Here is a 23,985-nt window from a genome sequence, read left to right as displayed (position 1 = left end):
TCCCCGAAGGACCGTGCCATGCCGCAGCAGCCCAACCCCTCGCGCGAACCGCGCGCCATCGCCCTCCACGCCCGCCGGGCCGATCTGATGGTGAAGAGCACCGTGCTCGCCGCCATCGCCTGGGGTATCGCGCACTACCTGCTGCAAGCGCTCTAAGGGGGCGGGCGTGCTGTTCTTTGCCTGGCGGGGCGCTGGCTGCCTCGCGCTCATCGTGCCCATCGCCGTCCTTATCGCGGCCCAGTTCTGTATCGACGGGGTCATGGGGCAGGGCTATTACTCTTCGCACCATGTCGTGCCTCCCCTTGCGTTGCTCGTCAGCGCCGTCATCGTGTGGCTGATCGGCCGCAAGGTGAACCGCAAGGAGGCGCTGTTCCACACCTACCCGGACACCGGCATGGTGGTGCAGAAGCGCGAACCGCATACCTTTCTCGGGATGCCGTTGGAGTGGTCCGCAGTGCTGCTGTTGCTGTATGCGGCCTATATGCTTTTGAAGTGATGCTGGAAAAAGTGACGTAGATCAACGACGTGGGGCGATATACCACGTCGATATTGCCGTTCGGTCGCGAGTGACACGCGTTTTCGGCAACGGAATGATTTCTGCGACTCTCGCAAGGTAGATGAGGGGACTTTTGGGGGCGCTTCTGCCACCCTTAGTGGACAACACAGGGATCGCTAAGGGGATGGCGTGAGCGCAAGCACGGAGCATTGGAGAGTTTGGGGCCAGCATCTGGCCGTTGCAGCCGTCTATGCGGCCGTCTATCGCGTGGCGTACCAGTTGAGTATTTCCCATTGGGAACTCACGGTCGGCTTGCGGCTGGGCTGTTTGTTGTTGGTGCCTATGCGGCTTTGGCCGGCGCTCGCGCTGGGCGAGCTTCTTCCTGTATTCGAGAGCGCCTTGTTGTGCATGGAGTCGTTTGGTCTGGCATGGCTGCTCGCCGCATCCGTGCCGCAGATCGTGATTTGCATGGCGGCCATGAAGCCGCTGCGCCTGTGGGGATCGGTTCGTGCGCCCGACGGCCAGGTCCGCATCGGTTACGTGTTGACGGCCGCCCTGTGTTGCGCACTATTGAGTGCACTTCGTGATACGGCGTCTCTATGGGTCGCATTGATGTCGTCGTCGCCCGACGGTGGTGTGAGTGCCACCTTGGCCACCGGATTCAGCACCTATCTGTTTGGCGGCTATCTAGGTGGCCTCACGGTCGTGCCGGCCATGCTCGCCGTCCAGGACCAGATGGGCAAGTTGCCGACATTCGGTGCACTCTGGCGTAGCTCGCTCTTTCGCGATAGTTGTTTGTGGTTGATACCTGTGCTCGCCATGCTCGTCTGGCAGGCGAACAATTCTGAGGTATCAGACGTCAGGCAATTGGCGCGTCTTGCCATGATGCTGCCCATGGCGGTTATGGCGTGGCGCTATCGTTGGCATGGCACCGCTATAGCTGGCTCCGCAGCGAGCGTTGCGCTCGCTCTGACCAGCCATGCAGTGCGCGACCCAGCGGTGATGTATTGCCAGGTCGCGCTGGCCCTTGCGATCTCGGCCGGGTTGATCATGGGCGGCAAGGCGAGCCTTGCCGCCCATGCTGTGCTCCAGAAGAGCTAGGTTTTAGGGGGCGCCCTTATTGCACTCGATCGGATCGCTCTTGCAATCCGTTGGTACCAGCATGAGCCTTGCCGTGCCATCGGCCTGCGGAGCCACGTAGGCCTGCACGCCATCGCCGCTGTAAACCTGCACGGACGCACGGCTTGCTGGTGCGGGCAGCGGCTCGTCCGGCGTGGAGAGGTTTCCGGCATCCGTGCCGATCGGCAAGCCCACCAGGCTGTACGGGGTGCGCGCAAACGCACCACGCACTACGCCTTGCGCGTCGTTGATCTGGATGTACCGCGTGCTTCCACGCGCAAACACATACACATGCCAATTCGGATTGGCGCTCACATCGGTGGTGTTAGGCCAGGCCTGGCCGAGCCCATTGGCCGCCGGTGCGGCGGCGAGGGCGGGCCCTGCGAGAAGCGCGGCGAGCAGGGCAAGGGACGGCAGGGTGCGACGGACGTGCACGTGCATAGGACCTCCATGGTCGTAATGGTCCGCCTAGCGTAACGCGTGTAACTAACTCACGTATATGAAGTCAGGCCGTTTTCCGGCCGAGAATTACGAGCCGACTCGACGCCATACCACCTCGCCATGCGCGCCTTCCGCGGCGCCGCTTGACGGCTTCGCCACGGTATAGGTCAGCTCATCGTTCTTAATTGTGTAGGCGGTGTCGCCGCCTTTGCCATCCCAGTTGGGAAACGATGCCCGCACGATCTGGCTATGCATCATGTTTGCGTCAGCGCTTACATGTCCGTAATGCGCATTGAAGCCCATCGATGCCGCCTTGTATTCCTCCGGCGTGCCTTTTGACTTGTCGTTCACGGCAAACGGCATCCGCTTTGAGCTCACGATCTGCATCATGTAATCGCCGTGTGCATCGATAAGCCACATGCCTTCGGGCGATGGCCCGTAGAGTTCGACCCGGTGGCCGTCGGGGTAGACGTTGTCACAACGGACGAGTGTCCACGCGCCGACCAGTTCCTTGGGGACCGGCATCGTGCCCTTCATCATCGTGGTGTCGGTGGACGCTGCCGGGGCGGCAGATGCCAGCGGGGCGACGAGCGCCAGGGCGAGTGCGGAAGCGAGCAGGGAAGTGTTGAAACGCGACATGGCGGTGCCTCGGGCTGGGTGGTGGCCAGATCCTCTCTCGCGCAGCGGATTTTGATAATGAGTCCCTATCTTGATTGACCTTCAAGCAGGATTTGAAGATGATCCGGCCAAACGGCCGTCCCGGAGGATGGATCCATGAACCGCCTGAGCGATATGCAGCTGCTCGTCGACGCCGCCGACCTCGGCAGCCTCTCATCGGCCGGACGCCGCGCCGGCCTTTCGCCAGCGGCGGCCAGTGCCTGCGTGCAACGGATCGAGGCCGCACTGGGTGCGCGCCTGTTCGAACGCACCACGCGCCAGCTTCGGCTCACCGATGAGGGACGCATCTACGTCGCTTCCTGTCGCGTGGCGATTGAAACCATGCGCGAGGCCGAGCGCGTCGTTCGTAGCGGCACGGAGCAGGTGAGCGGCACCTTGCGCGTCTCTGCGCCATCGGACCTTGGGCGCAACCTCCTGGTACATATTCTGGACCGGTTCATGGCGCGGTATCCGGAGGTGCGAATCGTGCTGACGCTTTCGGATTCGCTATCGCGCTTCGTGCCGGATGATGTCGACGTGGCCGTGCGCGTTGGCGCGCTCGAAGACACGGATCTCGTCGCACGCCGCCTCGCTTCCAGTTGGCGTGTGGTCTGCGCATCGCCCGCATGCATCGCCGCACATGGCATGCCGGAGCAGCCGAGTGATTTGTCCGAGCTGCCTACGCTTGTCATTACCACTAACGCGGGGCCACGGAATGAATGGCGCATCGGCGATACGGTAGTACGCGTTCGTCGTTATCACGAATGCACCGATAGTGAAGTCATCCGCACCTGGGCGGTGCTGGGCAGGGGATTTGCCTACCGGCAACTCTGGGCCGTAGCGAATGACGTTCGCGAAGGGCGGCTGGTCCTCGTCCATCCCGATACCTGGTCGGCGCCGGCGCCGATCCATGCGATGTACCACGCCAATACCTTCCAGCCGCCGAGGGTACGGCGGTTCGTGGACTTCCTGCAGGAAGAGATGGCGGCAGCGTTGCCGGGCGAGGCACTCGATGGCCTGTCCGTTCCGGGCCATGCCCGGGAGGCATGATGGGCTGCCAACAAAGTCTTTCCTGTGCTGGCTTTTCCAGGCCTAACCTTTGTCCATTCCTCCTTACGGACAAAGGCAAACGCCATGTCATCGCATAACCACAACACCGCTCCGACCCAGTATGTCGAAGCCAACGGTATCCGCTTCGCCTATCGCCGTTTCGGTAAGGCCGGCGGCGTGCCCATCGTGTTCAACCAGCACTACACGGGCACCATGGATTACTGGGACCCCGCTGTGACGGATGGGCTGGCCAGGGATCGCGAAGTCATCCTGTTCAACAATGCTGGCGTTTCCAGCTCATCGGGCGAGACCCCGGATAACTTCCAGGCCATGGGCGCCAACGCCATCGCGTTCATTCGCGCCCTTGGCCTGACCCAGGTCGACGTCCTCGGCATTTCGATCGGTGGCTTCGTTGCGCAGGAAATAGCGCTGCAGGGAGGGGATCTGGTCCGCAAGATCATCCTCGTGGGTACGGGGCACCGTGGCCAGGACATGACGGCCAGCCGTTCCAATGAGTTTTTCTCGGCCACGTACGATCCGCCGGAGCACCTGTGGTTGGACGTGCACTTCAAACCGACTGATAGCAGCCGCAAGGCCGGGCTAGCCTTCCTCGAGCGGAAGTGGCTGCGCACGGATCGCGATCCGGAAGTCAGTGAACAGACGATTGCCGCCCAGGGCGAAGCGGTCGGCAAGTGGATTGCACCGGCGGATGACGTGCTGGCCTACCTGAAAAGCATCACGCAGCCCACGCTGGTGGTACAGGGCAGCGACGACGCGATCATCCCCACCGTGCATTCGCTGACGCTCCAGCACGAGATGCCGAACGCGCAGCTCATCGTCTATCCGGATTCGGGCCACGGTTCGATCTACCAGTACCCCGACCTTTTCGTGACCCACGCGACGATCTTCCTCACCGCGTGACCTGCGGCCGCGTGGCTGCACTTTCTTCTTCTATCAGGAACACTCATGAACTCGCTTAACGGCAAGACCGCCCTCGTTACGGGCGGCTCGCGCGGCATTGGCCGCGCTATCGCTCTCGGCCTGGCTAAGGCCGGTGCCCAGGTACTGGTCCACTACAGCGCATCGCCCAAGGATGCCGATGACGTGGTCTCCGCGATCACGCAGGCAGGTGGTCGGGCTACGGCCGTCGGCGCCGATCTCGGTGCATCGGATGGTGCGCACAAGCTGGCATCGGCGGTGCGCAAGATCGTCGGCGAGCGGTTAGATATCCTCGTGAACAATGCGGGCGTGTCGTCGGCCGCGACGATTGAAGAGCAGACCATCGAGGACTTTGATCGCCAGTTCGCCGTGAATGTCCGCGGCCCGTATTTTCTCGTCCAGCAGTTGCTGCCGATCCTGGGCAAGGGTAGTTCGGTGATTTTCACCACCTCACTCGCGGCACGTTCGGCGGTGGGCAATCTCTCGGCTTACGCAGCGACCAAGGGTGCGACGGAAACCCTGGTAAAGCACTTCGCCGCGGCACTCGGCAAGCGCGATATCCGCGTGAACGCGGTGGCTCCGGGCGTGGTGGAGACCGACATGTCGAAGTTTGCACGGACCGACGAAGGGCGGGACTTTACGCTCGGTATGCAGGCGCTCCAGCGCGTTGCGCAGCCGGATGACATCGTCGGCCCGGTGGTTTTCCTTGCTTCGAATGATTCGGGCTGGGTGAACGGTGAGGTGATCGCGGTGGATGGTGGTTCGAAGCTCTAAGGCGCTTCGAACGCGAGAGCTAGCACCGCCGGTGGCTTCCCGTCACCGGTGGTGCGCGAAAAGGTCGCCTGTTCGCGCGGGTTCTGTTGCAGAGGCCGGCGTGAATGAACCCTCCAGCGTCAGTAACCACGTTTTTGCTGCGATACCGCCAGCGAAGCCGGTCAGGCTGCCGTTCGTGCCGATGATGCGATGGCATGGGGCGATGATTGAGATCGGGTTACGGCCGTTTGCCGCGCCGACAGCACGTGAGGCCGTTGGCCGGCCGATGGCTTCCGCGATTTGCGCGTAGGAACGGGTTTCACCGAAGGGCACGCGGAGCAGTTCGGCCCACACTTCTTTCTGGAACGCCGTGCCGTGGAAATCGAGCGGCAGGTTAAACACCTTGCGTTTGCCCGCGAAGTATTCGTTGAGTTGGCGCGCCGCTTCGTCCAGCACTGGGTGCTGGCTGGCTTCTTCGGCTACCGGGAGGACGACACGCCTGGGCGAGTCGTTCTCCCAAAGGATCGCAGCCAGCCCCTGGTCGCTGGCGATCAGTTTCAGCTGACCTACGGGGGAGGGAATAAGCTTATAAGCGTATGGCATGGTCGTGAGAGCTTAGCTGTTTTTGTCTTCAGGCCATTCACGAAAGATCACGCAGACAGTCGTCTTGTCCAGCATGGCGAACTCGCGGGAACCCCAGGGCTTGAGTTGGGGCCTGTTACCGTTGGGATGCAGGAGGTGCGGAACGCGTTGGGACAGCTCCTGGAAGATCCCGTCGAGATCGTCTGTGTCGATACTCAGTTCCGGACGATCCTTCGCTGCAAATTCCGGGCTTTCGACCAGATAGGCCTTTGCGCCATCACGGGCGATCACGGCCATGTCGTCGTCGCGGTACAGGACCGCAAAGCCGAGGCCGTCGACGAAGAATTCAATGCCTTCCTGCAAATGATCGTAGAAGACCTTGGGGATGAGGTTCTTGAACATGGCAGGCGGCCAGGGCGATGAAGTCATTGAGGCTACGCTCGGTCGGGCGGCCTAACAAGGCGGTGTGTGCCTTTGCTCGTGCCATACGAGCGGGACATAGAATTCACTTCCGGCTGTTAGCCTTCGTGCCTACTCAGAAGGGAGCACGCCATGCGATTGACGTTAAGCGCTCTTGGCCTCGCGATTCTCTCGTGTGCGACCGGAACGGCGGGCGCACAACAGGCCGACACGGCGTTACCGCAGCAGCAGATCACGATCCAGCCGATGACATCCGTCGACGTCAGTAGCGGCAAAGGCTATTTCCAGGATCCGTATCCCATACACACGACCTCGCCCGAGGCATCGCGTGGGTTGCCCGTCTTTGCCGGAACGAACCAGAAGCTCTTGTCGTGTACGGGAGAGATCCGGCCTGACTGCTTTGCAGCGAGCCCGGTGAAGCTTGATCCCGGCTCGTTCGCCGACAAGGTGACAGCCGCAGGTGCACACCTCAATAACTTCGAAAACCTGAACATCTTCCAGGATGACACCGGCGCCTGGCAGATGGCGGTGACGGCACACCTAAAGAAAATCGGTGGCACGGGCTCTGGCTGGAATGTGATCCTGCATGCCCATCCGACGAGTGAGGGCGCAGGGGTGCCTACGGCCTGGCAAGTCGACGACGTGCTGGTCGGAGGCGTCGAGAAACCCGCGCCGGATAACTATGACGGAAAGTACTTCGAAGACAACGGCACGCTCTATCTGGTCTACAACAGGAAGATCGGGGAAGGGCAGGATGCGGTGGTGGCGCAAGCGATGAAGTCGCCTTCCCAGAAGGCCGGCGTACCTCCCGTGCCGTTACTCGGGCCGGAGATGGCAGACGGTGGTTACAACTCCGAGCTAGCCTTCGGTTTGAACCAACCGAAGACTGTACAGCTGATCGAGACCGGCAACATCACGAAGATCGACGGGAAGTATGTGATGACCTATTCGGTTGGCACATACAACCGCCCGGACTACAAAGCCGGCATCGCGTGGTCCGATCATTTCCTGCCGACCGCCGGCACGTACTATCGTCGCGTACAGATGCCCGACAAGGCCGGCATCTGGGGGCAGATCAACCACCCGGAAGTGAAGTACCTCCTGCAGGCGCAAAAGCCGGCGTGGCCCAATTACGTGGGCCAGCAGGTGCTGGCGCCGGGCGTGCCGGCCATCATCAGGACGGCGGATCAGCAGTATTACCTGACCTTCGCAGGTTACGACCCCTCGGATGCACCGACCGACGAGAAGCATTTGTACAAGGGTGCGCATCGGCGCCCGTATTACGTGCGGCTGAAGGTGGACGTACCCGCCGGTAAGACCGTCGATGGCGCGTCGGCGGCAGAGCTGGCGAGGTGGGTCGAGCCAGCACGCGGCATCTGATGCCCGATGCGCTCAGCCGCGTTGCGCGGCTGAGCGTCGATCATGCGGGCTTGCGGTGGTGTCCGGGGTAAGCGTCACGGCGTCGCCCCGCCGGAGCGAGACATCCGTCGCCCATCCGCCGAAGCGTACGCGCGTCTGCTTGCCGCCCACGCTGTGCACCGTCACCGACGTGACCTTGCCTTGTTTCCAGGCTAGATCAACCCGAAACCCGCCGCGCGCACCCATGCCTGTCACGCTCCCCGATGCCGCCCACGCGTCGGGCAGGGCGGGCAGAAGCACGATTTCGCCAGGCCGCGAAGACATCAACATCTCGAGCATGGCCGTAGGCGTGCCGAAGTTGGCGTCGATCTGGAACGCCTCGGATGTGGCATCCAGCTGATACATGTCGAACAGGTTCTTCGCGGTGCCGTTGGTCAGGTGCTCCGAGGGCGACAGGTTGGTGAGGATGAGCCGGTAGGCTTTCGCCGCATCGCCCAGACGCGCCCAGCACATCGCACGCCATGCGCACGCCCATCCGTACCCGCCCGTGCCCCGCGCCTCGAGAAGGCGCTTCACGCCCTCGATCAGTGCCGGTGGGCTGGTGTCGGTCCGGATCCGGTCGCCGGGGAAGAAACCGACCAGGGGCGACAGGTGCCGGTGCTCGTGCTCGCCGAGATCGTCCGGTGTCATCCACTCTTCCAGCCAGCCGGTCTTGGGGCTCACCACGGGCAAGTAGAGCCGCGCGTGCAGTTGCGCAATCCTTGTGGCGTAACCGGCGTCCTTGCCGAGGATCGCCGCTGCCTGGCGATAGTTGGCGAACAGATCCCATACCCATTCCTGCGAATACGTATTCCCCCTGGCGTCCGTGGGGCCGTGTTCGGGCGACCAGTCGGCATCATCGATCAGCACCTCGCGCATCTCGCCTGTCGCGGGGTCTTTGATGCGAGTGGTCAGCAGGCGTGCCTCCCAGAACTCGCAGGCACCCTTCAGCAAAGGATAGATGCGCGCGAGATAGGCGCGATCCTGCGTGTACTGGTAGTGCTGCCACAGGTTGTTGCAGAGCCACGCGTTGCCGGCGGGGTGCCAGCGCCAACCGCCGCCGCCGTAGATGTTGGTGGAGATACCGACGGTCCAGCCAGCGACCTTGCCTGAGCTGTTGCGGTAGCTGTTCCTCGGGTCGTTGAAATGCTGCCGCGTCACGGTCGCCCAGGCATCCACCTGGCTCAGGCAGTAGTCGGTGAAGGGGGCGAAGCACGACGGCAAGCCCGCGCGGTCGGGCAGCCAGTAGTTCATCTGGATATTGATGTCGTTGTGGTAGTCGGCCATCCACGGCGACACGTTGCTGTCGAGCCAGAGACCTTGCAGGCCGGTGGGCAAGCCACCCCGCGAGCCGGCGATCGTCAGGTAGCGACCGTATTGCAGGTAGGTTGCTTCGAGCTCCGGGTCGGCATGTGCTCCGGCGCTGGCCCGCGCCCTGAGCCGGGTCCACGTGTCCATGCCGCGCTGTGCTTCTGTGGAAGCCCCCAGATCGACGTGCATGGCATCGAACAGGGAGCGGTAGTCAGCGACATGGGTACGTAGCAGCGCATCCCACGGCTGCGACGCGGCGGCCTCGGTCTTCTGGATTGCGCGCTTCAGCGGGTACAGCGACGCATCCATGTAGTTCGATGCCAGTTCCGGCGTGTAGTTGGTGCCGCCGCAGACCATGACGGAAAGTGTGCTGCAGTTCGCAAAATGAAGGCCCGAGGCATCCGCGCTGACCGTGCCGGAGCCGGCCGTGGCCACGACATGCGCCGCATAGCGCAGGCCGTTCTCCAGGGTACCCTGGAAGTGGCACGTAGCCGCTGGTGAGGCGCCCGGTACGCTCGTCGCTTCGGTCGTGTCGCCGTGCATGCCCTGTAGCGCAATGGAACCACTGCAGGCGCCACCACCGCCTTGCGACAGATGGATGGCGATCATGTCGTCCGGGTGGCTGGCGATGACATCCCACGCGTATGCAACGCCGTCCTTGCGGTACGAAATCCTCAAATAGCCTTGTTCGAGGTCCAGCTCACGGCGGTAGTCGGTGATGTGGCCCATGTCGTGGCCATGCACCGACAGACGCAGCTTTGCCAGCATCACCAGGCTGCCGAAATGTTCCGTGGTGTAGTCGAACTGGCCATCGTCACCCAGCACGACATCGCGTTTGCCCAGCCACATCGAGGCATCGGTGAGGTACAGGAAGGACGAGGCCGGGTCGCCGCCGACCAGCGCGCCGAGGCGTCCGTTACCGATGGGTAACGCCTCGCGCAGCACGTGGGCCTCTGCAGCGGGGGTGTCGTACCAGAGGACGTGTTTGCCGAGAGCCCGCCGCATGGGGCCCAGAGGGCGCGAAACGGGCTTTGCTTCAGCAAAACGGGGCAGGGCAAGCCACGGCAGCAGGGCCGCCGTGGTGCAGGTCATCTTGAGGAAGCGCCGCCGGCCGAGCCGATCCCCGCCTGGATCTCCGCTACCTGCCATCGCGTGCCCATACCCCTCGACGAATAAATTGTAAGACAAATCAATCTAGGCGGTTAAATCACGCTTGTCATGTTGCGCCGCAGCTTGTTGAAGGAGCGGAAACTGGGCAACGATTAAAAAGTACTACAAATGCGCGGTAGACGCTGGCGGCTCGGTCAGGCGGTAGGGATGACCCGGGCTCTCCAAGCTTCGTGGTGCCACCAATGGGGGGTGGTGCCGGTGAGCGTAGGGCGGCAATCCGTGTGTGCTCATGGGGTTTCCACAACGTCGGGGAGAGTAAGCATGCAGCTAACGAAACTAGCGGTCGCTGTGCGGCGGTCGCTCGTGGCAACGGGTGTCGCCTGGATGGTGGGCTATGGCGTACCGGGCTATGCACAGACAGCGGCCGCGCCAGATACGGCGCCGGCTGGAACGCAAACATCAGCGCCTCAGGCCAAGCCGGCCAAGCCGGCGAAGACGACCAAACCCGCGGCTGACGCCGGGGACGATAAGAAGGTGACCGAACTGGGTGCCGTGGCTGTCACCGGCCAGCTGGCCGCGCTGCAGCGTGCGCAGGCGATCAAGCAGGACGCGGTCAACGTCGTCGATTCCATCTCCGCCGAAGAGGCGGGCAAGTTTCCTGACCCCAACGTGGCCGACGCGCTCCAGCGCGTACCGGGCGTTTCGGTGAACCGCAGTGGCGGTGAATCCAGCCAGATCGCCGTGCGCGGCTTCGGCCCGGACTTCGTGGCCGTCACGATCAACGGGCGCCCCATGGCCACGGCCTCGGGCTCGCGTGCCTTCAATTTCGACGTGCTGCCGTCCGAGATCATCAGCGTTGCCCAGGTCAACAAGACCTCGTCGGCCGATATTCCCGAGGTGGATATCGGCGGCGTGGTGAATATCCAGACCGCGCGGCCGCTCGACTTCACCGGTTTCCACGGCGCGTGGAGCGGGGCGGGGGTGAACAGCAACCTGACCGGTGACTGGGAAGGCAAGACCACGCCCAAGGCCTCGGGTCTGCTGGGCTGGACCAACTCGGACCACACCTTCGGCTGGATGGCCTCGGCGTCGTACTACAAGCGCAAGGACACCCAGCTCAACACCCAGGCCAGTTCCTGGTATGCCAATCAGGACATCAAGACCCAGCCAGACCAGACCGTGCCGACGTACACCGGCGTGGCGGTTCCGGAAACGCTGGCCACGAACGTGCTGGACGAGACCCGCACCCGCAAGGGCGTTAGCGGCGCCATCGACTGGAAGCCGATCGACCAACTGACGGTGCAGTTCGATACCTTGTACTCGAGCTACAAGGTCGATGGCCTGGAGCATGAGTTCGGCGAGTACGGCAACACCGGCGATATCCAGTCGATGACGCTCGACCCGAACGGCACCGCGCTCAACTTCGTGCGCAATAGCTCCGGCCCCAACGTCATGGCGAACGACTACGTCATGTCCTATGCGCCGAGCTATGAAAAGAGCTACCAGAACGGCCTGAACCTCGGTTTCGATATCGACCAGGACACCAAACTGAGCCTGGATGTGTCCAGCTCCAAGGCGTGGAACAAGGAAAGCCCGAACGGCTACTTCCTCGTGATCGGTGCCAAGAACTTCGGTACCAACCCCACCTGGACCAACGGTGGCAACAGCGAGCCGCCGAGCTACTCGAACATCCTGTCGACCACCGACATGTCCAACCTCGCGGCGCACTGCTGCAACGCGGGCTCGGGCAACAACGTGACCAACAAGGTCAACAACTACCAGCTAACGCTCGACAAAGCCTTCGACGGCGTGTTCTCGCGGTTGCAGGCGGGCGTGCAGTACTCCAAGCAGTACGTGAAGTCGGATAGCTGGGGTACGCCCAACGGCATCCTCTGCAACGCCTACTGCGGCTATTCCCTCAATGTGCCGCCGGATGCCGTCGGCGCCTATGTGTACGATGCGCCGTCGAAGATCCATGGCGTGTCATCGCCGGGTGCGCCGTCGCAGTGGATCCAGTACGACCCGCGCGCCTACCTGGCCTGGCTGGCGTCGCCGGCAGCCTACAACCAGCTTCCGGACGACAAGCGCAACGCCTTGCTGGCCGGTCTGGCAGCGAACGGTGGCACCCTCGATGCCGCGCCCAACCCCGGTAGCTACAACAACGTGGCCGAGAACCAGAAGGCGTTCTTCGCCAAGGGTATTTTCGAAGGCACCGCCTGGAACATGCCCTGGGCGCTCGACGTGGGCGTGCGGTATCTCAACATCGTCTCGACCTCGACGGCGGTGAACCAGCCGCCGGTGACGTACTACGTCGACCCCAACGACACCAGCAATGCCCAGGTGACGTATGGCCCGCTGGCGCCGCAGTCGGCGGAGGGCGGCTATCACAAGTGGCTGCCGTCGATGAACTTCAAGTGGACCTTGCTGGATAACCTGGTCTACCGATTCTCGCTCTCCAAGACGCTGACGCCGCCGCAGCTCAGCAACCTCTACTACAACACCAGCTACGGCGTGCGCCCGAACTCGCTGACCATCTCGCGCGGTAACCCGCAGCTCCAGCCGTATTCCTCGCGGAACTACGACATGGGCCTGGAGTGGTACATCGACGACGCCAGCTACATCGCGCTGGAAGGCTTCTACAAGAAGGTCAGCAACTTCAGCACGCTGGTGAGCTCGCCGGTGCAGTTCCTGACCGACCAGAACAGCGGGCAGCCCCTGACCTGGTCGCTCACCCAGCCGGTCAACCTGAATTCGTCGAACATCTACGGCGAAGAGCTGACCTTCAACTACCAGTTCAAGAACCTGTTGCCCGACCCGTTCGATGGCCTGGGCATGGCGCTGAACTACACGCATGTGAAGAGCAGCACCTCGCTGAGCCCGGGTGTGATCGCTTCCGCCGGCAAATTCGCTGTGCCGGGTATCGGCGATTCGGCCAACGCGAGCTTGTATTACGAGAAGGGCCCCGTGCAGGTACGTGTCGCGTACAACTGGCGTGGCAAGTACCTGGAGAGCATCTCCTACGGCGGCGGCGCCCAGCCGGCCACGCGTAGCGCTTACGGCCAGGTGGACTTGAGCGCGAGCTACGCCATCAACAAGCATCTCTCGGCCTTCGTCTCCGGCACCAACCTGACCCACGAGCACTTGTACGACTACTCCGTCTACCGCAATCGCTTCCTGTATGCCGAAGCGGACGGCACCATCTACACGGTGGGCTTGCGGGGCACGTTCTGATGGTGCGGCAGTTCTTTTCACCGATACGAGGTAAGACGATGAACCCTACGCTGGCAAACATCCTTCGGGGCACGGCCCTTGGCACGCTCATGTGCGCGGCGGGTATCGCCACCGCACCGGCCAAGGCCGCCGACACCGCGGACCTCCTGCCGCAGATGGGTTTCAACAACTGGAACTCCACCCACTGCCGCGCCGAGTTCGACGAAGCCATGATTCGTGGCATCGCCGACAAGTTCATCAGCCTGGGGCTGAAGGACGCCGGCTACCGTTACGTGAACGTGGACGACTGCTGGGCGAACTGGCAGCGCGACAAGGACGGGCACCTTCAGCCCAACCCGAAGCGCTTCCCGAGCGGTATTGCCGCGCTGGCCGACTACATCCACCAGCGCGGGTTGAAGTTCGGTGTCTACTCCAGTGCGGGAACGTCGACCTGCGAACCGTTGCAGGAGGATCGTGGGTTCCCGGGCGGCCTGGGCCATGAGGTGGATGATGCAAAGACCATCGCCTCGTGGCACGTCGACTACCTCAAATACGACAACTGCAACAACCAGAAGCTCGATGCGCACAAGCGCTACACCGACATGGCCAATGCGCTACGCAACAGTGGCCGGCAGATCTTCTTCAGCATGTGCGAGTGGGGCGAGAACAAGCCGTGGCTGTGGGCGAGCAAGGCGCCGGTGAACGCAGGGTCGTGGCGTACCACGGGCGATATCACGGACACCTACGCGTCGATGCTGAAGATCTTCAAGGAAAACGTGGTGCTCGATAAGTACGCGAGCCTCGGGCACTGGAATGATCCGGATATGCTTGAGGTCGGCAATGGCGGCATGACGGATGTGGAGTACCGAAGCCACTTCAGCCTCTGGTCGATCATGGCCTCGCCGCTGCTGATCGGTACTGATTTGCGGACGATCAAGCCGGATGCGTTGCAGATTCTGCTTAACAAGGATGTGATCGCGATCGACCAGGACCCGCTGGGCGTCCAGGGGCATCAGGTGCGCGATGCCGATGGCATCCATGTGATCGTGAAGCCGCTGAAGGATGGTGGTAAGGCCGTGGCGGTGTTCAACGAAGGGGATTCGGCCAAGGATGTGTCCGTGGCGCCTTCGGAGATCGGGCTGAAGGCCGGCGGGAGCCATACCGTGCGGGATCTTTGGGCGCATACCGACGCCAAGGGCGACGGCGCGATCAAGGTGAAGCTGGAGCCGCATGCTACGGTGATGTATCGCATCAGCAAGTAACGCCTCGCGAACCTGTCGTTAATCCAAAACGGCAGGTTTGCTGTAATCGCAGCGGTAGCTCACACATTCATTACCTGCCGCCTGAGAGCCTGCACCTTGTCCCGTGGCACCTCACCCCGCCACGACGACCCGGCCGCTCCTGCATCCTCAGCAGGAGCGGCCTCCTTCATTGTGACTCCTCGCAGGAGAGTTACCGTGCAGATGCAGATGCATATCACCGATGAGCGTGGTCGCCGGAGAAGGGCGACCGTTAGCTACGATGCGTTTGACCACCAGGTGGCGTGGGTTGCCGAGGTTGAGGGCGAGGGCATGGATGTGCCTTTGTCTGGAATGGCGGCGGATGAGGATAGCGTTGCGCCAGCCGTGCAGGTGGCGGCGTTGCGGTGGGGGATTGCGTCGCGACGGTGACGCTCACTTCTGCCGGCAGTTCGGCCCATACCAGGCGTTGTTCACGGTATCGAGGTTCGCATCCATCATGGCTGCGCTGCAGATGGGGAATCGGGTGTCGCCGTTGCGCTTGATGCTTAGGGCCTTCATGCGGGCGTCGTCGTCTTTGGCGTCCGCGGCCGCATTTTCGCGCTTCTCATCGAGCTTCATCATGCACTCGGCGAATTTATCTGTGCCGGGTTGGAAGCCGTAGCCTGCGCACTTCTTTTGGTCGTCGGCCTGCTTGTGGTCGGCGAGGGCGGTCTGGCAGCCAGTCGCTGCGGTCAGACAGATGAGAAGCGGTAACCAGACCTGGGTGCGCATGGCATTTTCCCGTTTGCTGTTTGAGCCCCTGAATCAGGATGGCTTTTAGCGCCTTTTTTGCGCGCGGGCAAATGGGGTGGGCTGCCGGGGTTAACGGCAGCCCTTGCTTCATTAGCTCAATGGGTGGTTTTCAATCATCGACGTCGGCCGAGTAGGCGAGTGCCTTCTGCGCCGTGAGGTCGTCCAGCCGGGCGTGCAGGGACTTGTAGATGTTCTCGAACGCGGTGCTGCCAAGCGCGACGCGCAGGCGCGGCTGGCGTTGGTCGGCGATCTGGATGATCGCGTCGACGGTGCGTCCGGCGTCGCCCTTGATCTTGAACGAGCCGTTCGCGATGCCGCGGCGCACGTCCCCGGCCGGAGTAGCGTCATACACCGGCGTCTCCGGCGCGCGGTCGAGGCCGCTGCCGAATTCCGTGGCCGTAGGGCCGGGCTCCGCAATGACGACATGGATACCGAACGGCGCCACTTCCTGGGCGACGGCTTCGAGGAAGCCTTCGATGCCCCATTTCGTGGCGTGGTACAGGCTGAAGTTGGGGTAGGCCACCTGGCCGCCTTCGGACGAAACCTGCACGATGCGGCCGCCGCCCTGTGCGCGGAGGTGGGGTAGGACGGCGCGCACGAGCTGGATCGAGCTGGTCAGGTTGGTCGCGAGCTGCCGATCGATCTGTTCGTCACCGACCTCCTCAGCGGCACCGAACAGGCCGTAGCCGGCGTTACTCACCACGACATCGATGCGGCCGAAGGCGGCGAAGGCGTTTTCTACCTCGCGGCGCAGCGCTGCGGTGTCTGTCAGGTCGAAGCGCGCGATGCGCAGGCGGTCGCCTGCCTGGGCGGCCAGCGGTTCCAGCCTTTCGCTGCGGCGGCCGCAGGCCACCACGCGATCGCCGCGGGCCAGGAGCTTGCGTGTCATATCGAGGCCCAGGCCTGAGGAGGCGCCAGTGATTAGCCAGGTCTTCATGGGGGTTCTCCGGTAAAGGTGTTCCCTCAAGATAGGCGCCGACCACTGGACTGATAAGATGCACCAATGTGCATGGGCTAGTGGGAGATTTTCACCAATGCCGGACATCACCCTGACGGACCTGAAGGCGTTTATCCAGGTCGCGCGGCATCGCAGCTTCCAGCGCGCTGCGGACACCCTTGGGGTGTCACGGTCGTCCCTGAGCCATGCCGTGAAGGGGCTCGAGGATCGCCTTGGGGTGCGCCTCCTGCACCGTACGACCCGAAGCGTTGCCGTGACCGAAGCCGGCGAGAAGCTACTCCAGCGCGCCGCGCCCTTGCTTCAGGATCTGGACGACACGCTCGACGACCTGAGCCACGGTGAAGGCGAAATCGTCGGTACGCTGCGGATCAACGCGAATAAGGGCGGTGCGCGCTGGTTGCTGGACAACGCGATACCTCTGTTCCTTCAACGTCACCCGCAGGTCGAACTCGACCTCGTCACTGAAGGCCGCCTCGTCGATATCGTGGCCGAGGGATTCGACGTCGGCGTTCGTCTGGATGAGGCGGTGCCAGGCGACATGGTTGCCGTGCGCTTTGGTGAGCCCGTGCGGTTCATTGCCGTGGCGTCGCCTGAGTACATCAAGCGTGCAGGCACGCCGCGCAAGCCGCAGGATCTGATGCAGCACAGCTGCATTCGGCAGCGCCTACCGAGTGGCAAGCGTTACCGCTGGGAGTTCGGCAAGGGCAAGCAGGAAGTGCAGGTGGATGTGCCTGGGGCGCTTAGCCTGGATGACAATGATTTGATGGTCGCGGCGGCTGTCGCGGGGATGGGCGTTGCGTTTGTGCCGGAGCCGTTTGCTCGTGGTGCTCTGGCTGAGGGCGCGCTTGTGTTGCTTCTTGCGGAGTGGTCACCACAGGCGCCGGCACTTTGTCTCTACTATGCGAGCTATCGACAGGTGCCTGCGCCGTTGCGGGCGTTTATTGATGTTGTGCGGGAGGTTGATGCGGGGTTGCAGGGTGTGAGGCAGCCGTGACACCAGGTAGTCGAAGCTCGTCCATCGCTGTGCTGTTGGCGGGACACGCGGGCTGTTCGTCACTCCCATCGGGGCCCTTGCTCAGCGTGCCGCTCGTTCAATGGAGCCTCCTCTTCTAGGGCATCACTACGTTGCGGCACTTGAATTCTGAATGGCAAGATGGTTCGTCGAATGCCGCAAGGCAGAGTACGAAAACCGATACTTGCTAGGTGGCACCTGCAGGTCGCCTGGCATCATTGAATCGTTGACCAAGAGCACGTAGCGCGCGCATGGTACTTTGGGATGTTGCGGAGTATGCGCGCCATGACGTGGACGCACTATGCTCTTGGCAGCTCTATTGGCGAAGGCACTTCCCTAGGCAGCCGTAGGTAGTCACAGTGCAGCGTATGCGGCTTATGGTCGCGTTTAACTTCTCTAACACCCTTGGGATTGGTTGTCTTTTCGAGGTCTACGATGCGTTATATCTATCTTGACTGGGTGGTTCTTCAGCACATGAAGCACCTGACGATCAGTGACGGCGTGCACGGCCCCGATTTCGTGAGCCGAGTTGAGGCACTCTCGGTACAGTACGTTTTTCCGATTTCGCAAGCGCATATCAGTGAGATGCTCTCTCCGAAGGCAACACTAAGCGACGACCGAGCGAAAGACATTGCCCTTCTGAAGGCGGTGTCTAACGGTGCCGTTGTTCAGATTCGATGCGGAATTCCTTCGGTCGAGCCGGTTCCCTTGGATGCGTTTATTAACGCAGTCGAAGCGTTGCCCAACGAGGAGTCGATGCCTCCGGTCTCATTTGAGCGATTTCAGGCGAGTGTGGACACTGCGACGATGGACAAGAACCATCCGTTCCTGCGGCCGCTTGTGGAAGCCGGAGGCAATCTCGATGAGGCGTTGCTTGAGCAGATGGTCCAAGACCTCATGACGGCAAGCGATGAGCCGGCGTCGTACAAAGCATTTCGGCAGCAGGTGGCGAAAGCGCCTTCCGTGATCCGGAAGGGGCGTCCAACCGTGGTCGATAAGCGTTCCGAAGGCTTCCGGCGCGTGCTGCCCGTCTTCGACTTCTTGGCGGCGAGAGCCATCGCCGATGTCGAAGCTCAGCTCGTGCCTGCCGCCAAAGCGTTGGCCGAAATGGGGGGGTCGGACTGGAACGCCTTCCCGCGTGACTGTCGCATTGAGTTGGCTTTGGGGCTTCTAGATTTCCATGCGGACTTCCACGACAAAACGAGGACCGATAACCCGCCTCGCAACATGCAGCGAGATGCAGAGCACTTCTGTTTTGCGAGCGAAGCGGCATGGTTCGTGACTGAGGACCGCGGACTGCTCAAGAAGGCTCGAGTCGTCGGCAAGGCGTTCGACTTGGCGGTCAAGGTGGTGTTAATGGCGGATTTTCTCGCGGATGGCCCGGCGGCCGGCGTCGATGGTGTGGGCCAGTCGACCGAGGCGCGATAGAGGCGCCAGCTGTTGGAACGAATGGGTGATCGTGTGAGTGCCAAAACTTGGAAGCGCAGGACACCGAGCATGAAGAAGGCGAGATAGCTCCAGTCGTCCAGCTTGGTGCGGGGATGATACCGGTGCGGTCTCAGCGCGGCGTCGACGAAGAGTGCGACGTCCATGTGCGGGCTTACTCATCAGTTAGCAGAGTGATTAGTGAATGGCCGTCATATGGCGCGTTGCTGTCACCACTGCGCCACCCCAAACCATTGCTCACCCGCTCCCGACACCTGCCCCGGATGTAGTAGAAGTCGATCGCTATGCTGCTTTTCGTAGCTGCTCGGACGCCATTTGTCCGTCCACCCATTTCTCGTACCCCTCGGTGTCAATCAGCACACGCCCATCGGGCGCGTGCTTCCAGACATTGCCCTCCAGCCACACGCTGTTTTTGATCTTCGCCCGCACCGCATTCTCGCTATAGCCAGACTCGGCGGCGAACTTGCCAATGGTGACGTAGCGGATCACGGAGACCCTCCGGGCGGCGGAACAACACAAGGTTCGTCCAGGACGATAGTCACCGGCGCTCCGCCGACGCCAAGGTAGCCCGAGGTGATTGCGTTATGCCCGCGCACGCAGTGCGCATCGCCGGGCGGTGTCATGGTCGGGCCCTTGAGGTCGGGGCGGGCGCGGAATTCGCCGCAGGCGGTGAGGGCGAACAAGGCGGAGAGCAGGGCAGCGATTGCAAGCTTCATGACTTTGGGAGCCTTTCCGTAGGCCAGGAAGGCGAGCCTGATACGGCGTAAAACGTTGTCAAGTTCGTCGTCTTGCTCGCTCGAAAAAATGCGCGCACCATCCCGATCGACATTCATCACTCGGGAACGGACATGCTCAAGCGGGTTGGGAAGCATTGGGTTCAGTACAGCGCCGAATCGTTCGGGGCTGGGCGAGAAAGCTGGAATGGCGTGTACGCGATCTTCGATCACGAGCCCAAGGCTGATAGCGAGCCACTGGAGACAGGAGAAGCGGGGAACGGCAGCGATGAAGCCAATCCTGCCATCGACGCAGCTTATGCGGCTGGTGTCGCGCGAGCCAAGGAACTCGACGCTGCAAGTGGTTGAGAGGCTCACGCTATACCCGCCCTGGCGCGGCGCGGCGCATGCTCGCCACCTGGCCCTTTCGCGGGCGCATGTGCTGGCAGTCGACCGTTCGCTGGCCGAGGTCATTGATCTCGGCACACGAGCAAGGTACGTCAGTGTCGCGGCGCGAGACCTGCTCAGGCGCCTCGGCGAGCGTGTAACGGTGCGCCTCGTCAAGGCGCGAGGTGTATCTGGCACCGATCTTTGCCCACCACTGACGCGGCGGACACGCTGGCTCTCGCGCAGGTCGCCCTCGATCTAGCCCTTGAGCGCGAACTTGCCCGCATCGGCGGTATAGACGCCGACGATCTCGTCCTCAATGGTCAGACACAGAACGGTGCCTTATCGAATCAAGTTGCCGGGATAACCGAATTCACGACGCGCCACCCGACGGCGACCGCGGCAACACCCGTAGCGCAACTCCGCGTGGATTTGCCCGCGCCATATTTGATGCGAACGCAAGGCCGTTCCGGTCTGCGCTGGCGCAAGCCGCATGATCGGGCCGTGCACCAAACAGGTGGTGACCGCGGTAGTCGTGACTCCGACTGGTCTACGGTTCGTCGGCACCAATTACGTCAGCAACCACCAGTCGGCCTGCCCTCGCGACGGCATGCCCTCCGGAGTGGTATACGAACTCTGCCATGACGTGTGTCAGCAGGTTGGCCATGCCGAGATCGTGGCGCTGGCCGAGTCAGGTGCGCATGCCTTCGGCGCGACGCTATATCTCGAGGGTCACACCTATGCATGCGATCCCTACCAGGCCGCGGAACGCGCCGCCGGCGTAGTAGAAATCGTCATTTCCGCGCCGCCGGAGCAAGCATCAACTCCCAGCTACTCAGCTTCTCGTCGCGCCTTAAAGCGCTCAACACGCTTGGGCAGAGTGAACATGTAGGTGAGGAACGTCTCAACGAAGTGCGCGGCGTCTTCAGCGTCCTCTTGCGAGATGTCATCAAGCTCATGCATGTCGTTTCCCACGACGCGCACCGTGTCGGCCCAGTCCATCATTGCCTTCGGGATGGAGAGGTTGGCGGCAAGTTTCTTCAAGCGAACGTCGAGCTTGAAGGGAAGTGCCTCGTCCGTGCCGAGATCAGCCCAAAGAATCTGTGTGGCTCGATCAAGGCTGGTACGGAAGGATCCCGCGGCAGGAGTCCATTTGCCGAGCGCGAGGATGTCCATGCCGTCGACATACGCATTTCCGATCTTTTCGGGAACATCCGCCGGCGCTGCGTTAACTACAGCCACGGGGAGGGTGCGAACGAACTCGATATTGACGTTCACCTCCGCGTTCCCGGTGCACGAGGTTTGTCCTGCGAGCGCCATTCCGCTCGGTGCTCGAAAGACGACGATGCTGTGCTGCTGGCAGTGCACACATCGGCCAAGTGTTTCTCGAAAGATGACAGGGCCGCCTGGCGTTGTTGGATCCGACCAAACGATGGTTAGAATCGATTTGTCGTGTCCGCAACGCGGGCACGGTCTCGAGACGGTGTACATGCGTTTCTCTCCCTGATTTGGGCACCGATCATACGGGGACTTTTCGGCCCCCGCAGCACCTGGATGATCCCAGGACGACCCAAAACCTCCAAGCCGCGCCGCGCTGCGCTACGCTGGGATGGGCGGTCCTTGGCTGTACCAGCTTTTCGATGCGACCCAGGAAACGGTCGATCTATCGACCCTCGCCGGGGAGGAGGTGCTGTTCCTCGACCGCTTCCTTTCCGACCAGCCGTCACGCGCCGTGCCCGAGATCGGCTTGACCTATCCGGCTTACAGCATGACCAACGGTAAGGCCTTGCTGGCCTGCTTGTCGGATTGCGACGTTCGCAGCCTATTCGGCAACGCGCAACTTCGTCAGCTAACGCCAAAGACCTTGCCCTGTGTCAGTGCGCTCCTGACGCAACTCGCCACGATTCGCGCCGGCGATTTCGCTTACGACATCGAAGAACACAAGATGGGGACGTGCGCGATCGGTATGCCGCTTCCGGCTCGGCAAGGGCAGCTGCTGTCGGTATCAATCGTCATGCCGGCGTCTCGCTTTGAGGAAAGTTGGGAGCATGTGGAGGCGACCCTGCGGGCGCTCAGGGTGGCCACGGCGGTGATTGATAGGAGTTGAGTTGCGCTTTGGGGGAGGGGTGGCTCGGGTGCCGGGTTCTTGTTGTGGAATAGACGGTGGATGTCGTTCGGAACTTCCAAAAAAACCCTCGCAAGCGGAGGGTTTTCTCGAGGCGGTGGATATGGTGGGAGTCGAACCCGCGGTTGTCATCCTACAATCAACGAGTTACGCAGGGGTCGGACCAAAAATGGGCCATTTTCTGGAGGAGCTTCTCATGCCGCCGGTGCGTCGTAGGCGGCATCTTGCTCGGCGGCTTCCTCAATGATTTGCTCCCAAGGCCATCGTACTGTGGCGTATTTTCGATAGAGAAAGAGTTGCTTGTCCACGACGCTCACAATCTCTTCCTCCGGGTCATACGCGAGCACCAAGCCTCGTCCCTGATCATCCACCTGCAGGCCGGGAAACTTAGAGAGTACCGCTTTCAGGTTTCCAATAAGAATACGGGGCTGCCGTGCATGGGCGATCGTGTGGATCGTTTTCACAGATAACCCAGTCGATAGATCCTCGTCGCTTGAGCCCATGATCGCGGCCATGGCATGGGCGTAAATCCCGGTAGCACGCGTCCGACTACGGATTCCATCAGACACACGGCGCGCAAACGTCTGGTAGACCTGATTGAGCTGATCTGCGACGTGCATCGCAGCGTGGTCAAGCGCGTCCCGATCATTTAGTACCTGCTCATTCCCCTCAGGCATTCCATTCTCAATGCCAAGCTCATCTAAGTATCGGAGGGCGAGTTTCTGCAGGAGCCCTGCACTTTCGTAGGCAATGGCTGCAAGGTGGTTTGCCACCGCATCCGTCGGTCGCAACCCGAGGGCTCGACATCCCTTTACGAATACTTGTTTCAGCTCCGCTGGCTGCCAAATAACGGACAGCTCGTCGATTCGTCCCGAGAGATCCGGGTTCAGTGCGATCAGCATATTCTGGCTGGACCAGACGCCGACGATCACGACCATGGTTTTATAGTCCCACAAAGTCTTGAGATCGAAAGCGAAGGCCGTTTGCTGGTCCACTGTCAGGTAATGGAAGTCCTCGATCACGAGCGTGCGTCCAGAAGCGCGGATCAGGGACGCTACGAACTCGAGGTCGGCATGGTCTTTTCCTACGGCAACTGTTTTCTCGCTCGACGCGTGCTCGATGCCCGCCTCCAGCTGTCCAGTTGCTTTTAATAGAAGCTTGACTCCGGCTTCGCCGGTGGCAGTAACCTTCCCCGTAAACTTCGTCTGGCTCTGTTGCTCCACTTGAAGGCGCACGTCGAGCCTTGCAAGCGCATCGCGGTAGATGTCGACCGGCGAGTAAGTGATACGACATTGAACCACGATTGGCTCGGCGAGAACGCGTTGCCGGAGCCATGACTTTCCAGCCTTGGACGCTCCGCGGATGGCGATGTGCGTCTGCTCTCGGTCGACAAGTCGCCGAAACTCGCGGTCGAGTGAGCCCCGATCGATGTACGCATGCTCACTGACTTCGGGCTGGATTCCGAATACCTCATTTGTCTTCATGACTTCCCCTGGCGCTGCCGGATTCGTGGCGGGCGAAGCATACACCTAGGGCGCGTTTGAGGCTTGCTGAGGATTCGGCCTCAATGGGGGGGGAGTTCCACAGCTTCGCGACGTTGTCGTCAGCGTCGGCAGCGATGGAAGGAATCCAGCGCCAATCCCAAACACGGAGCATGAGTGTCGCCCCTTACAAGAGCGATGCCGGGAGCTAAGTGATAGCGGCACGTGCGCCGTCGAAGGCGCCGGGCGTCACAGCCGGCGGCGTTTGCCGCGATCAGGGCGGGGAGCTCGGAATTTCCAGCGCGCCTCGGATCGATTTTTAAAGCGCGCACTTTTGACGCGAG

24 protein-coding genes are annotated in these 23,985 nt (G+C 61.9%); 13 read left to right on the top strand and 11 right to left on the bottom strand.

Annotated elements, in window-relative coordinates:
- The first annotated feature begins 18 nt into the window (after positions 1-18).
- From L2Y96_RS13855 to L2Y96_RS13845, 3 genes are all read left to right on the top strand, one after another.
- Positions 19-156, top strand: coding sequence for a hypothetical protein (locus L2Y96_RS13855; RefSeq protein ID WP_247327148.1), 138 nt, complete (start codon positions 19-21; stop codon positions 154-156).
- 10 nt (positions 157-166) lie between these two features.
- Positions 167-496, top strand: a complete 330-nt coding sequence (locus L2Y96_RS13850) for a hypothetical protein (protein WP_247327143.1) — start codon at positions 167-169, stop codon at positions 494-496.
- Positions 497-685: 189 nt separating this feature from the next.
- Positions 686-1,597: an MASE1 domain-containing protein gene (locus tag L2Y96_RS13845; RefSeq protein ID WP_247327140.1), complete on the top strand. Its 912-nt coding sequence runs from the start codon at positions 686-688 to the stop codon at positions 1,595-1,597.
- A gap of 3 nt (positions 1,598-1,600) precedes the next feature.
- Here L2Y96_RS13845 and L2Y96_RS13840 read toward each other — a convergent pair whose 3' ends face one another.
- Both L2Y96_RS13840 and L2Y96_RS13835 read right to left on the bottom strand, forming a co-directional pair.
- Positions 1,601-2,056 carry a hypothetical protein gene (locus L2Y96_RS13840; RefSeq protein ID WP_247327125.1) on the bottom strand — a complete coding sequence of 152 codons (456 nt, stop codon included), beginning with the start codon at positions 2,054-2,056 and terminating at the stop codon, positions 1,601-1,603.
- An 87-nt stretch (positions 2,057-2,143) separates the two neighbouring features.
- Entirely contained in the window at positions 2,144-2,695 is a 552-nt protein-coding gene (locus tag L2Y96_RS13835; RefSeq protein WP_247327122.1) for a lipocalin-like domain-containing protein, read from the bottom strand.
- A gap of 135 nt (positions 2,696-2,830) precedes the next feature.
- Between L2Y96_RS13835 and L2Y96_RS13830 the strand changes: the two genes are divergently transcribed.
- The 3 genes from L2Y96_RS13830 to L2Y96_RS13820 all read left to right on the top strand — a co-directional run bounded on the left by L2Y96_RS13830 (position 2,831) and on the right by L2Y96_RS13820 (position 5,476).
- Complete coding sequence (locus L2Y96_RS13830; RefSeq protein ID WP_247327119.1) at positions 2,831-3,763, top strand: LysR family transcriptional regulator; 933 nt, start codon at positions 2,831-2,833, stop codon at positions 3,761-3,763.
- 84 nt (positions 3,764-3,847) lie between these two features.
- Complete coding sequence (locus tag L2Y96_RS13825; protein WP_247327116.1) at positions 3,848-4,684, top strand: alpha/beta fold hydrolase; 837 nt, start codon at positions 3,848-3,850, stop codon at positions 4,682-4,684.
- A 45-nt stretch (positions 4,685-4,729) separates the two neighbouring features.
- Positions 4,730-5,476 (top strand): SDR family NAD(P)-dependent oxidoreductase, encoded by a 747-nt coding sequence (locus L2Y96_RS13820; protein WP_247327114.1) that lies wholly within the window; start codon positions 4,730-4,732, stop codon positions 5,474-5,476.
- Between the two features lie 42 nt (positions 5,477-5,518).
- Here the strand turns inward: L2Y96_RS13820 and L2Y96_RS13815 are convergent, their stop codons facing one another.
- Both L2Y96_RS13815 and L2Y96_RS13810 read right to left on the bottom strand, forming a co-directional pair.
- Positions 5,519-6,058 (bottom strand): methylated-DNA--[protein]-cysteine S-methyltransferase, encoded by a 540-nt coding sequence (locus tag L2Y96_RS13815; protein ID WP_247327102.1) that lies wholly within the window; start codon positions 6,056-6,058, stop codon positions 5,519-5,521.
- Positions 6,059-6,070: 12 nt separating this feature from the next.
- Positions 6,071-6,439 (bottom strand): VOC family protein, encoded by a 369-nt coding sequence (locus L2Y96_RS13810; protein WP_247327100.1) that lies wholly within the window; start codon positions 6,437-6,439, stop codon positions 6,071-6,073.
- A gap of 150 nt (positions 6,440-6,589) precedes the next feature.
- Between L2Y96_RS13810 and L2Y96_RS13805 the strand changes: the two genes are divergently transcribed.
- Positions 6,590-7,837 (top strand): glycoside hydrolase family protein, encoded by a 1,248-nt coding sequence (locus L2Y96_RS13805; RefSeq protein WP_247327097.1) that lies wholly within the window; start codon positions 6,590-6,592, stop codon positions 7,835-7,837.
- 12 nt (positions 7,838-7,849) lie between these two features.
- Here L2Y96_RS13805 and L2Y96_RS13800 read toward each other — a convergent pair whose 3' ends face one another.
- Positions 7,850-10,258: a glycosyl hydrolase family 95 catalytic domain-containing protein gene (locus tag L2Y96_RS13800; RefSeq protein WP_247327081.1), complete on the bottom strand. Its 2,409-nt coding sequence runs from the start codon at positions 10,256-10,258 to the stop codon at positions 7,850-7,852.
- A 339-nt stretch (positions 10,259-10,597) separates the two neighbouring features.
- Between L2Y96_RS13800 and L2Y96_RS13795 the strand changes: the two genes are divergently transcribed.
- The 3 genes from L2Y96_RS13795 (at position 10,598) to L2Y96_RS13785 (ending at position 15,156) form a co-directional block, all read left to right on the top strand.
- Positions 10,598-13,507: a TonB-dependent receptor gene (locus tag L2Y96_RS13795; RefSeq protein WP_247327079.1), complete on the top strand. Its 2,910-nt coding sequence runs from the start codon at positions 10,598-10,600 to the stop codon at positions 13,505-13,507.
- A gap of 38 nt (positions 13,508-13,545) precedes the next feature.
- Positions 13,546-14,748, top strand: coding sequence for a glycoside hydrolase family 27 protein (locus tag L2Y96_RS13790; protein ID WP_247327076.1), 1,203 nt, complete (start codon positions 13,546-13,548; stop codon positions 14,746-14,748).
- A 195-nt stretch (positions 14,749-14,943) separates the two neighbouring features.
- A complete protein-coding gene (locus L2Y96_RS13785) occupies positions 14,944-15,156 on the top strand; it encodes a hypothetical protein (protein ID WP_247327063.1) in 213 nt (70 codons plus the stop codon).
- 3 nt (positions 15,157-15,159) lie between these two features.
- Here the strand turns inward: L2Y96_RS13785 and L2Y96_RS13780 are convergent, their stop codons facing one another.
- Together L2Y96_RS13780 and L2Y96_RS13775 are read right to left on the bottom strand one after the other, a co-directional pair.
- Positions 15,160-15,498 carry a hypothetical protein gene (locus L2Y96_RS13780; protein WP_247327060.1) on the bottom strand — a complete coding sequence of 113 codons (339 nt, stop codon included), beginning with the start codon at positions 15,496-15,498 and terminating at the stop codon, positions 15,160-15,162.
- 130 nt (positions 15,499-15,628) lie between these two features.
- Complete coding sequence (locus tag L2Y96_RS13775) at positions 15,629-16,456, bottom strand: SDR family oxidoreductase (protein WP_247327057.1); 828 nt, start codon at positions 16,454-16,456, stop codon at positions 15,629-15,631.
- A gap of 97 nt (positions 16,457-16,553) precedes the next feature.
- Here L2Y96_RS13775 and L2Y96_RS13770 point away from each other — a divergent pair, with 97 nt between their 5' ends.
- On the top strand, positions 16,554-17,471 hold the full coding sequence (locus L2Y96_RS13770; RefSeq protein WP_247327056.1) for a LysR family transcriptional regulator: 918 nt from the start codon (positions 16,554-16,556) through the stop codon (positions 17,469-17,471).
- A gap of 453 nt (positions 17,472-17,924) precedes the next feature.
- Complete coding sequence (locus L2Y96_RS13765) at positions 17,925-18,917, top strand: hypothetical protein (RefSeq protein WP_247327053.1); 993 nt, start codon at positions 17,925-17,927, stop codon at positions 18,915-18,917.
- A gap of 300 nt (positions 18,918-19,217) precedes the next feature.
- Here L2Y96_RS13765 and L2Y96_RS13760 read toward each other — a convergent pair whose 3' ends face one another.
- From L2Y96_RS13760 to L2Y96_RS13750, 3 genes are all read right to left on the bottom strand, one after another.
- Positions 19,218-19,424 (bottom strand): excisionase, encoded by a 207-nt coding sequence (locus tag L2Y96_RS13760; RefSeq protein WP_247327050.1) that lies wholly within the window; start codon positions 19,422-19,424, stop codon positions 19,218-19,220.
- Positions 19,421-20,026, bottom strand: coding sequence for a hypothetical protein (locus L2Y96_RS13755; protein ID WP_247327047.1), 606 nt, complete (start codon positions 20,024-20,026; stop codon positions 19,421-19,423). The genes L2Y96_RS13760 and L2Y96_RS13755 overlap by 4 nt, the downstream gene beginning before the upstream one ends.
- 840 nt (positions 20,027-20,866) lie before the next feature.
- Complete coding sequence (locus L2Y96_RS13750) at positions 20,867-21,313, bottom strand: DUF4145 domain-containing protein (RefSeq protein ID WP_247327045.1); 447 nt, start codon at positions 21,311-21,313, stop codon at positions 20,867-20,869.
- A gap of 331 nt (positions 21,314-21,644) precedes the next feature.
- On the opposite strand from L2Y96_RS13750, the gene L2Y96_RS13745 reads away from it, so the two are divergent.
- Positions 21,645-22,142, top strand: a complete 498-nt coding sequence (locus L2Y96_RS13745) for an IclR family transcriptional regulator (RefSeq protein ID WP_247327042.1) — start codon at positions 21,645-21,647, stop codon at positions 22,140-22,142.
- Positions 22,143-22,354: 212 nt separating this feature from the next.
- Here the strand turns inward: L2Y96_RS13745 and L2Y96_RS13740 are convergent, their stop codons facing one another.
- Entirely contained in the window at positions 22,355-23,644 is a 1,290-nt protein-coding gene (locus L2Y96_RS13740) for a hypothetical protein (protein ID WP_247327024.1), read from the bottom strand.
- Positions 23,645-23,985 lie beyond the last annotated feature (341 nt).

It is taken from the genome of Luteibacter aegosomaticola (assembly GCF_023078475.1).
Lineage (GTDB): Bacteria > Pseudomonadota > Gammaproteobacteria > Xanthomonadales > Rhodanobacteraceae > Luteibacter > Luteibacter aegosomaticola.
The sequence above is the reverse complement of the archived record's forward strand: the minus strand, read 5'-3'. Positions and strand labels throughout refer to the sequence as shown.

What these genes read in the sequence shown, in the direction of transcription:
- L2Y96_RS13770 (WP_247327056.1), top strand. Translation starts at nt 16,554, where the DNA reads ATGCCGGACATCACCCTGACGGACCTGAAGGCGTTTATCCAGGTCGCG.
- L2Y96_RS13820 (WP_247327114.1), top strand. Translation starts at nt 4,730, where the DNA reads ATGAACTCGCTTAACGGCAAGACCGCCCTCGTTACGGGCGGCTCGCGC.
- L2Y96_RS13840 (WP_247327125.1), bottom strand. Translation starts at nt 2,056, where the DNA reads ATGCACGTGCACGTCCGTCGCACCCTGCCGTCCCTTGCCCTGCTCGCC.
- L2Y96_RS13790 (WP_247327076.1), top strand. Translation starts at nt 13,546, where the DNA reads ATGAACCCTACGCTGGCAAACATCCTTCGGGGCACGGCCCTTGGCACG.
- L2Y96_RS13740 (WP_247327024.1), bottom strand. Translation starts at nt 23,644, where the DNA reads ATGAAGACAAATGAGGTATTCGGAATCCAGCCCGAAGTCAGTGAGCAT.
- L2Y96_RS13855 (WP_247327148.1), top strand. Translation starts at nt 19, where the DNA reads ATGCCGCAGCAGCCCAACCCCTCGCGCGAACCGCGCGCCATCGCCCTC.
- L2Y96_RS13800 (WP_247327081.1), bottom strand. Translation starts at nt 10,258, where the DNA reads ATGACCTGCACCACGGCGGCCCTGCTGCCGTGGCTTGCCCTGCCCCGT.
- L2Y96_RS13835 (WP_247327122.1), bottom strand. Translation starts at nt 2,695, where the DNA reads ATGTCGCGTTTCAACACTTCCCTGCTCGCTTCCGCACTCGCCCTGGCG.
- L2Y96_RS13805 (WP_247327097.1), top strand. Translation starts at nt 6,590, where the DNA reads ATGCGATTGACGTTAAGCGCTCTTGGCCTCGCGATTCTCTCGTGTGCG.
- L2Y96_RS13775 (WP_247327057.1), bottom strand. Translation starts at nt 16,456, where the DNA reads ATGAAGACCTGGCTAATCACTGGCGCCTCCTCAGGCCTGGGCCTCGAT.
- L2Y96_RS13825 (WP_247327116.1), top strand. Translation starts at nt 3,848, where the DNA reads ATGTCATCGCATAACCACAACACCGCTCCGACCCAGTATGTCGAAGCC.
- L2Y96_RS13815 (WP_247327102.1), bottom strand. Translation starts at nt 6,058, where the DNA reads ATGCCATACGCTTATAAGCTTATTCCCTCCCCCGTAGGTCAGCTGAAA.
- L2Y96_RS13780 (WP_247327060.1), bottom strand. Translation starts at nt 15,498, where the DNA reads ATGCGCACCCAGGTCTGGTTACCGCTTCTCATCTGTCTGACCGCAGCG.
- L2Y96_RS13795 (WP_247327079.1), top strand. Translation starts at nt 10,598, where the DNA reads ATGCAGCTAACGAAACTAGCGGTCGCTGTGCGGCGGTCGCTCGTGGCA.
- L2Y96_RS13745 (WP_247327042.1), top strand. Translation starts at nt 21,645, where the DNA reads ATGGGCGGTCCTTGGCTGTACCAGCTTTTCGATGCGACCCAGGAAACG.
- L2Y96_RS13810 (WP_247327100.1), bottom strand. Translation starts at nt 6,439, where the DNA reads ATGTTCAAGAACCTCATCCCCAAGGTCTTCTACGATCATTTGCAGGAA.
- L2Y96_RS13765 (WP_247327053.1), top strand. Translation starts at nt 17,925, where the DNA reads ATGCGTTATATCTATCTTGACTGGGTGGTTCTTCAGCACATGAAGCAC.
- L2Y96_RS13830 (WP_247327119.1), top strand. Translation starts at nt 2,831, where the DNA reads ATGAACCGCCTGAGCGATATGCAGCTGCTCGTCGACGCCGCCGACCTC.